Here is a 7,852-nt window from a genome sequence, read left to right as displayed (position 1 = left end):
GTCCGGCGGCGGGAGGGCTGCCCGACGCAGGCACCGTGGCCGAGCTGGTCGCCCTGGCCGAGCGGCTCGCCCGCGAGGCCGGCGCGCTCGTGCGCGAGGGGCGGCCTGATCAGGTCGACGTGGCCGCGACCAAGTCGAGCGCGATCGACGTCGTGACCGCGATGGACTACGCCTCCGAAGCCCTGCTGCGGCAAGTCCTCGCGGCCGAACGCCCCCAGGACGGCGTCCTGGGGGAGGAGGAGGGCCACGTGGCGGGCTCCAGCGGCGTGACCTGGGTCCTGGACCCCATCGACGGGACGGTCAACTACCTGTACGGCATCCCCGCCTACGCGGTCTCGGTGGCGGCGGTCGTCGGGCCGCCCGAGCCGGGACGGTGGACCGCGGTCGCCGGCTGCGTCCACGCGGTCGCCGACGGCCGCACCTGGGTGGCGGGTCGCGGGCAGGGGGCCTACCGCGACGGCCGCAGGCTGTCCGTCAACCCCGAGCGTCCCCTGGTCGAGAGCCTCGTGGGCACCGGGTTCGGGTACGTCGCGGCACGTCGGCGTGAGCAGGCCCGCGTGGTGGCCGAGCTGCTGCCTCAGGTCCGGGACCTGCGCCGGATCGGGTCTGCCGCGATGGACCTCTGCTCGGTGGCCGACGGCTCCCTGGACGCCCACTACGAACGCGGCCTGCAGCCCTGGGACCTGGCGGCGGGGGCGCTCGTGGCGCAGGAGGCCGGAGCGGTGGTCACCGGGTTGCGCGGGGCACGCGCCGGGGAGGCCATGACGGTCTCGGGACCCGCGGGCACCGTCGCCCGCCTGGTCGCGCTGCTCGAGCGGCTCGACGCCGACCGGGACGTGGTGACGGGGCCCCAGGGCCCCGAGGCGGACGGCAGTTAGCGCTCAGCGCCGGGATGGGGCACAATCCCCACGCCTGACGCCTGCGGGAACAACCGTGGGGCGTCGTGCATTGAGTACGTACCGGCGTCGGGATCCTGCCTTGCGCCGCTTGCCGACCCTGGACGACACGGAGTGTGAAGCGCCTGATGGCAACCGACTACGACGCCCCGCGCAAGACCGAGGAGGACCTCAGCGAAGACTCGCTGCAGGAGCTCCAGGCGCGCCGGGCGGACAAGAACTCCGGGGTGGTCGACGAGGACGAGACCGAGGCCGCTGAGGGCTTCGAGCTCCCCGGGGCCGACCTCTCGGGCGAGGAGCTCTCCGTCCGGGTGCTGCCGCGCCAGGCTGACGAGTTCACCTGCGCGAGCTGCTTCCTGGTGCACCACCGCAGCCAGCTCGCGGGGGAGAAGAACGGTCAGCCCATCTGCTCGGAGTGCGCGGCCTGATCCTTCTCCTCACCCTGCGCCCGGGTGATCGCCGCTGCGAGCTCGTCCGGGCGTCGGCTCGAGACGAGCCAGCCCGGCGTCGGGTCCCGCGGGTCGACCACCTCGACATGCACCGCCGTGGGGATCCAGGCGCGCAGGCAGACGTACGTCCGTGCGTCCGACCCCGGACCCATCGCATCGCGCACCTGGGCCTTGTCGAGGACCCGGGCCACGCCCAGGTCGGTCACCGGGATCCGCGCCGGCCCGGCACGCAGCTCACCGTCCCGGAGCACGACCCGCGGGCTGGTGCGCACGGCGGCCACCGTCAGGACCACGAGGGCGAGGACACCCACGGCCACCGCGACGAGCGGCTGGACGGGCAGCAGCGCGATGAGCACGAGCAGTGCGAAGCCTGCGACCGCCGCCCACCCCAGCAGCCCAGGCCACAGGCGCTCGGTGTGGGCGGGCGGGGGGTGCGAGGCTCTGGCGGTCATCCCACCAGCATCCCACCCGTGCCGGTGCCGGCGCTGCGAGCACTAGAGTCGGCCGCGTGACGCAGCACAACGTGAGCGCCGACCGGGCCTCGGGCCCCGCCGGAGCGGTCGAGGTCCTCCTGCTGATGCTGGACGACGAGCTCCCCCCACCGACCTACGCCCACCCCGGTGACGCCGGGGCCGACCTGGTCGCCCGCGAGGACGTGACGCTCTCGCCCGGCGGACGCGCGACCGTCCCGACCGGGGTCAGCATCGCCCTCCCGGACGGCTACGCGGCCTTCGTCCACCCGCGGTCGGGTCTGGCGATGCGTCACGGGCTGACCGTGGTCAACGCCCCCGGGACGGTCGACGCGGGCTACCGCGGCGAGATCCGCGTCACGCTCCTCAACACCGACCGCTCCGAGGCGGTCGAGCTGCGGCGCGGGGACCGCATCGCCCAGCTGGTCGTGCAGCGCGTCGAGCGTGCGCGGTTCGTGCGGGCCGAGCGGCTCCCCGGCTCCCACCGCGGTGAGGGCGGCTTCGGGTCGAGCGGCGGCTGGGGCGCGGCAGGCGTCTAGGACCGGCGCGGTGGCGCCGTCTATCGTGCAAGGCAGGATCCCGATCAGGAGGCAGGTGGCGTGAGCGTGTTCCGTCGAGGCAAGCGGGGCGACCCGGAGGTCGAGGCCGGATCGACCGTCGACGAGGTGTCGCCGGACGCGGCCGAGCCCCTGACCGACCGCGATCGTGGGCCGTGGGACCGGGACGAGGTCGCCGAGCGCGGACGCCGTGTCGACCTCGGTGCGCTCTGGGTCCCGGGGCGGGACGGCATGCAGCTGCGCATGGAGGTCGAGAAGTCCTCGAAGATCGTCACCGCGGCCGCCGTCAGCCTGGAGGGCTCAGCCCTCCAGCTGCAGGTCTTCGCCGCCCCGCGCACCGCCGGGATCTGGGACGAGATCAGGTCGGAGATCGCCGCGTCGGTGACCAAGCAGGGCGGGTCGGTCGACGACCTGCCCGGCCCTTTCGGTCGCGAGCTGCTCGCCCGTCTGCCGGTCCGTACCGCGGAGGGGCGCACGGGGCACCGTCCGGCCCGCTTCATCGGCCATGACGGCCCGCGGTGGTTCTTGCGCGGCGTGCTGACCGGGCGTGCCGCGATCGAGCCGAGCGAGGCCGTGGCCCTCGAGGAGGTCTTCGCGGACACGGTCGTGGTGCGCGGTGGCGAGCCTCGGGCCCCGCGCGAGCTGCTCGCCCTGACGGTCCCCGGCTCGCGAGCGGTGCCCGCCGCGGCGGCGGCCCCCGACCCCCTCACCCGGGGGCCTGAGATCACGGAGATCCACTAGTGGCACAGGAGCGCACGACCCGGCCTCGCGCGCAGGAGCGGACGGGGCTGCGAGGTCTGATCACCTCACGGGCCGAGCTCGAGGCCTCCGACGAGCGGCGAGAGAGCCGACGGGTCGGATGCACCGAGGTGGCACAGCTCGGCGACCGGCAGCGGGCGCAGGTCTCCGGGGTGCTGCGCAGCGTCACCCTGCGGGCCCGGCAGAACGTCCCCGCCCTCGAGGCCGAGCTGTACGACGGGAGCGGCTCGCTGCGCGTCGTGTGGCTCGGTCAGCGGCGGATCGCAGGCATCGAGCCCGGCCGCCGGGCCCGGCTCGAGGGTTTCGTCTGCCTCCAGGAGGGGGAGCGCACCATGTTCAACCCGCGCTACGAGCTCAGCGCGCGAGCGGCGGAGTGAGGCCCTCATGACCGGGATCCCGCAGGACGCGCACGGGTCCGAGCCGCTGGCCGGCCCAGGTCGGCCCGAGGAGCCACGTCGGGGGGTCGGGGTGCTCGCCGGGGAGGAGTTCTCCTTCGCCCAGGCCGTCGGCGGCGTGCGGGGGATCGTCGAGTCCGGTGCCCCCGGGCTGCTGTTCGTCGTGGTCTACCTCGCGACCCGCGACCTCGTGCCCGCGCTGATCGCCTCGGCGTCGCTCGCGGTGATCGCGGTCCTGGTCCGCCTGGCGCAGCGCACCCCGGTGACGCAGGCCTTCTCGGGTCTGCTCGGCGTGGCCATCGGGGTCGTGTGGGCATGGCGGACCGGTGACGCCTCGGACTACTTCGTCTGGGGTCTGTGGGTCAACATCGCCTGGGGCCTGGGTGCCATGGTGTCTGCCGTGGTGGGGTGGCCGGCCGTCGGCGTGATCGTCAGCCTGCTGCGCGGCGAGGACCAGAGCTGGCGCACCGATCCCGCTCGCCGAGCGCTGCGGCGTCGCTACACCGTCGCCACCTGGCTCTGGGTGGGGCTCTTCGGCGCGCGCCTGGCGGTCCAGGTCCCGCTCTACCTGCAGGGGGAGTCGGCCGTGGGCTGGCTGGGCACCGCGCGGCTCGCGATGGGCGTGCCGCTCTTCGCCCTGGGGCTGTGGATCACGTGGCTGCTGGTGGCCGCACCAGGAGGTCGTGCAGGGCGTCCCGGTCAGCCTCCGAGCCCGCCACGATGAGCAGCTCGTCCCCGGCCTCGAGGGTGTCGTCGGCGCTCGGGGCGATGGGCCGCGGGCCGCGGACGATCGCCGCGAGGACGGTGTCGGGGGGCCAGACGACCTGACCGACCCTGGTCCCGACCAGCGGCGAGTCCTCGGGCAGGGTGAGCTCGAGGATGTCCGCCCCGGACTGGTGGAAGGTGAAGATCCGCACGAGATCCCCGACGGCGACGGCCTCCTCGACCATCGCGGTCATGATCCGCGGGGTCGAGACCGCGACGTCGACGCCCCAGGCCTCGTCGAACATCCACTCGTTCTTGGGGTTGTTGACGCGGGCCACGGTGCGCGGGACGCCGTACTCGGTCTTCGCGAGCAGCGAGACCACGAGGTTGACCTTGTCGTCCCCGGTGGCCGCGACGATGACGTCGCACTCGTCGGTCTTGGCGGCCGTGAGCGTCGCGAGCTCGCACGCGTCGGCCAGCAGCCACTCGGCCTCGGCCACCGAGGCCACGCGCATGGCTGAGGGCTGCTTGTCGATCAGCGTGACCTCGTGGTCCGCGGTCAACAGCTCGTTCGCGATCGAGCGGCCGACCGAACCGGCCCCCGCGATGACGACGCGCATCACTCGACTCCCGTCGGCAGGTGGGTCAGGACGCGCTCGACGCGCGGCAGGTCGGCAGCCGTGACCAGCACGTGCAGCAGGTCGTTCTCCTGGAGCACGGCCCCGGGACCGGGCAGGACGCCGTCGCCGTAGCGTGTCAGGTAGGCCACCCGGGCCCCGGTGGCCCGCTCGATGTCGCTCAGGGCGCGTCCGACCCAGCCCGGGTGCACGTCCATCTGCGCCATGAGGATCTGGCCTGAGGCGTCGCGGTACTCGTCGGTGGCCCCCATCGGGAGCATCCGTCTGAGGACCTGGTCGGAGGTCCACCGGACGGTCGCGACCGTGGGGATGCCCAGGCGCTGGTAGATCTCGGCCCGGTGCGGGTCGTAGATCCGGGCGACGACGTTGGTCACCCCGTAGGTCTCGCGCACGACCCGTGCCGCGAGGATGTTGGAGTTGTCCCCGTCGGAGACCGCGGCGAAGGCGTAGGCGTCCTCGACCCCGGCCTGGACCAGCGTCCCGCGGTCGAAGCCGAGTCCCGTCACCCGCTTGCCGGTGAACCCGGCCTCGAGGCGGCGGAAGGCGTCCGCGTTCTGGTCGATCACCGCGACGGAGTGGCCGCGACCCTCGAGGGACTGGGCGAGGGTCGCGCCCACCCGGCCGCATCCCATGATGATGAAGTGCACGGTCGATGACGCTATACCGTCCGGAGGGTCGGTGTCGGCCCTAGCATGGCTTCTCGTGTCCGATGTCGCCGACGCCGCCAAGCGTCTTCTCCTGGGCCGACCGATGCGCTCCGAGCGCCTGGGTCGCACCCTGCTGCCCAAGCGGCTGGCCCTGCCGGCCTTCGCCTCGGACGCGCTCTCCTCGGTCGCGTACGCGCCTGACGAGATCCTGCTGACCCTGTCCCTCGCGGGGATCACCGCTGTGGTGATCTCGCCGTGGGTCGGGCTCGCGGTCGTCGTCGTCCTGCTCGTGGTGGTCGCGGCCTACCGGCAGAACGTCCGCGCCTACCCCTCCGGGGGCGGGGACTACGAGGTCGCGACCGTCAACCTCGGTCCGCGGGCCGGCGTGACCGTGGCCGGCGCGCTGCTCGTGGACTACGTGCTCACGGTCGCGGTGTCGATCTCGGCAGGGGCCCAGTACGCCGCGGCGGTGGTCCCGGCGCTCCGCGACCGGGAGACCCTCGTCGCGGTGACCCTCATCGTCCTGCTCGCGGTGGTCAACCTGCGCGGCGTGCGGGACTCGGGCCGGGCCTTCGCCCTGCCCGTCTACCTCTTCATGTTCGCCCTCGGGCTGACCGCTCTGGTCGGCTTCGCCCGGTACGCGACGGGCACGCTGCCCGAGGCCGCGAGCGCGGACCTCGAGGTCGTCCCCGCGGCGGCCTTCGAGCAGGGGCTGGTCGGGCTGGCCGGGGCGCTGCTCGTGCTGCGTGCTTTCGCCTCGGGGTGCGCCGCCCTGACCGGCGTCGAGGCGATCAGCAACGGCGTGCCGGCCTTCCGGCGGCCCAAGAGCCGCAACGCCGCGACCACCCTGCTGCTGCTCGGCGGGCTCTCCGCGACCTTCATCATGTCGATCCTGGTGCTCGCGACCGCCGCGGGGATCCACTACGTCGAGGACCCGTCGACCCAGCTGCTGCGGGACGGTCAGCCGGTCGGGGAGGAGCACGTCCAGGACCCGGTGCTCGGCCAGCTCGCCGAGGTCGTCTTCTCGGGGTTCTCCCCGGCCTTCTACGTCGTGACCGTGGTGACCGGCTTCATCCTGGTGCTCGCGGCGAACACGGCCTTCAACGGGTTCCCCCACCTCGGCTCGGTGCTGGCCCGCGACGGTCACCTGCCGCGTCAGCTGCACACCCGTGGGGACCGGCTCGCGTTCTCCAACGGGATCATCTCCCTCGCCGCCGGCGCGATCGTGCTGGTGATCGCCTTCGACGCCGAGGTCACCCGGCTGATCCACCTCTACATCGTGGGCGTCTTCATCTCGTTCACCCTCGGCCAGCTCGGCATGGTGCGGCACTGGAACAGGCTGCTGCGGACCGAGCCCGACCCCGCGACGCGGACCAGCATGCTGCGGTCCCGGATCATCAACGGCGCCGGGTTCGTCCTGACGGCGACGGTGCTGCTGGTGGTCTTCGTGACCAAGTTCACCCGGGGCGCGTGGGTCACCGTGCTGGCGATCGGGGTCCTCTTCCTGCTCATGCAGGGCATCCGTCGGCACTACGAGGCGGTGCGCGAGGAGCTCGCCCTCGGTGAGGACCCGGCGGCGGCGCGCGCCCTGCCGAGCAGGGTGCATGCGATCGTGCTCGTCTCGCGGCTGCACAAGCCGGCGATGCGGGCGATCGCCTACGCCCGGGCCACCCGACCCTCGGTGATCGAGGCGGTCACGGTGGGGGTCGACCCGGCCGAGCTCGCCGAGCTGCGTGAGCAGTGGGAGGCCCTGGACCTCCCGCTGTCCCTCAAGGTCCTCGACTCGCCGTACCGAGACGTCACGCGTCCGGTGCTGGGGTACGTGAAGTCGATCCGTCGGGCCAGCCCGCGGGACCTCGTCGTGGTCTACCTGCCCGAGTACGTCGTCGGGCACTGGTGGGAGCAGCTGCTGCACAACCAGAGCGCGACGCGGCTCAAGGGGCGCCTGCTCTTCAGCCCGGGTGTGGTCGTCGCGTCGGTGCCGTGGCAGCTGAGCTCCTCGGTCGCCGTCGACGGGGTCTCCTCGACCCCGCCCCCGGGCGGTCCGGTCGAGCCCGGCAGCGTGCAGGACGGCGGTCAGGGATGAGCGCGGACGTCCTGGTCACCCTCGACGTCGGGCCGGTGGCCCACGGCGGGCACTGCGTCGCGCGGCACGAGGGCCGCGTGGTCTTCGTGCGCCACGCCCTCCCCGGGGAGCGGGTCGTCGTGCGTCTGGCCGAGGCGTCGAGCGAGGCGCGCTTCTGGCGCGGTGAGGCCGTCGAGGTGCTCGAGGCCTCCCCGGACCGTGTCCCCTCGGCCTGGCCGGCCGCCGGCCCGGGCGGGGTCGGCGGCGGGGA

At 73.6% G+C, this 7,852-nt stretch carries 11 protein-coding genes; 8 read left to right on the top strand and 3 right to left on the bottom strand.

The annotated features are described in order from the left end of the window. Positions 1 to 17: 17 nt before the first annotated feature. Both L0B03_RS10935 and L0B03_RS10930 read left to right on the top strand, forming a co-directional pair. A complete protein-coding gene (locus tag L0B03_RS10935) occupies positions 18 to 878 on the top strand; it encodes an inositol monophosphatase family protein (RefSeq protein ID WP_250445827.1) in 861 nt (286 codons plus the stop codon). A 146-nt stretch (positions 879 to 1,024) separates the two neighbouring features. Next, positions 1,025 to 1,324, top strand: coding sequence for a DUF4193 domain-containing protein (locus L0B03_RS10930; protein WP_208054194.1), 300 nt, complete (start codon positions 1,025 to 1,027; stop codon positions 1,322 to 1,324). Here the strand turns inward: L0B03_RS10930 and L0B03_RS10925 are convergent. Then, on the bottom strand, positions 1,294 to 1,797 hold the full coding sequence (locus L0B03_RS10925; RefSeq protein WP_250445824.1) for a DUF3093 domain-containing protein: 504 nt from the start codon (positions 1,795 to 1,797) through the stop codon (positions 1,294 to 1,296). The two genes, L0B03_RS10930 and L0B03_RS10925, sit on opposite strands and share 31 nt — an antisense overlap. Before the next feature lie 56 nt (positions 1,798 to 1,853). Between L0B03_RS10925 and dut the strand changes: the two genes are divergently transcribed. Genes dut through L0B03_RS10905 form a run of 4 tightly spaced genes read left to right on the top strand, consistent with a single transcriptional unit; the run spans position 1,854 to position 4,250 of the window. Next, positions 1,854 to 2,354, top strand: coding sequence for a dUTP diphosphatase (dut, locus tag L0B03_RS10920; protein ID WP_308200039.1), 501 nt, complete (start codon positions 1,854 to 1,856; stop codon positions 2,352 to 2,354). Between the two features lie 60 nt (positions 2,355 to 2,414). Further along, positions 2,415 to 3,113 carry a DUF3710 domain-containing protein gene (locus tag L0B03_RS10915; protein WP_250445823.1) on the top strand — a complete coding sequence of 233 codons (699 nt, stop codon included), beginning with the start codon at positions 2,415 to 2,417 and terminating at the stop codon, positions 3,111 to 3,113. Continuing rightward, entirely contained in the window at positions 3,113 to 3,508 is a 396-nt protein-coding gene (locus L0B03_RS10910) for an OB-fold nucleic acid binding domain-containing protein (RefSeq protein ID WP_250445822.1), read from the top strand. The genes L0B03_RS10915 and L0B03_RS10910 overlap by 1 nt, the downstream gene beginning before the upstream one ends. A 7-nt stretch (positions 3,509 to 3,515) precedes the next feature. Beyond that, positions 3,516 to 4,250 (top strand): DUF3159 domain-containing protein, encoded by a 735-nt coding sequence (locus L0B03_RS10905; protein WP_250445821.1) that lies wholly within the window; start codon positions 3,516 to 3,518, stop codon positions 4,248 to 4,250. On the opposite strand, the gene L0B03_RS10900 is transcribed toward L0B03_RS10905, so the two are convergent. Beyond that, complete coding sequence (locus tag L0B03_RS10900; RefSeq protein ID WP_250445820.1) at positions 4,177 to 4,851, bottom strand: TrkA family potassium uptake protein; 675 nt, start codon at positions 4,849 to 4,851, stop codon at positions 4,177 to 4,179. The genes L0B03_RS10905 and L0B03_RS10900 overlap by 74 nt on opposite strands. After that, the gene (locus L0B03_RS10895) at positions 4,851 to 5,501 is read right to left on the bottom strand and encodes a TrkA family potassium uptake protein (RefSeq protein WP_250445825.1); all 651 of its coding nucleotides are present in this window, start codon (positions 5,499 to 5,501) and stop codon (positions 4,851 to 4,853) included. The genes L0B03_RS10900 and L0B03_RS10895 overlap by 1 nt, the downstream gene beginning before the upstream one ends. A gap of 70 nt (positions 5,502 to 5,571) precedes the next feature. Here L0B03_RS10895 and L0B03_RS10890 point away from each other — a divergent pair, with 70 nt between their 5' ends. Together L0B03_RS10890 and L0B03_RS10885 are read left to right on the top strand one after the other, a co-directional pair. Then, entirely contained in the window at positions 5,572 to 7,602 is a 2,031-nt protein-coding gene (locus L0B03_RS10890) for an APC family permease (RefSeq protein WP_250445819.1), read from the top strand. After that, on the top strand, positions 7,599 to 7,852 hold a 254-nt coding region (locus L0B03_RS10885), incomplete at its 3' end, for a TRAM domain-containing protein (protein WP_250445818.1). The genes L0B03_RS10890 and L0B03_RS10885, both read left to right, overlap by 4 nt.

This window comes from Actinotalea sp. C106 (assembly GCF_023630195.1).
GTDB lineage: Bacteria > Actinomycetota > Actinomycetes > Actinomycetales > Cellulomonadaceae > Actinotalea.
The sequence above is the reverse complement of the archived record's forward strand: the minus strand, read 5'-3'. Positions and strand labels throughout refer to the sequence as shown.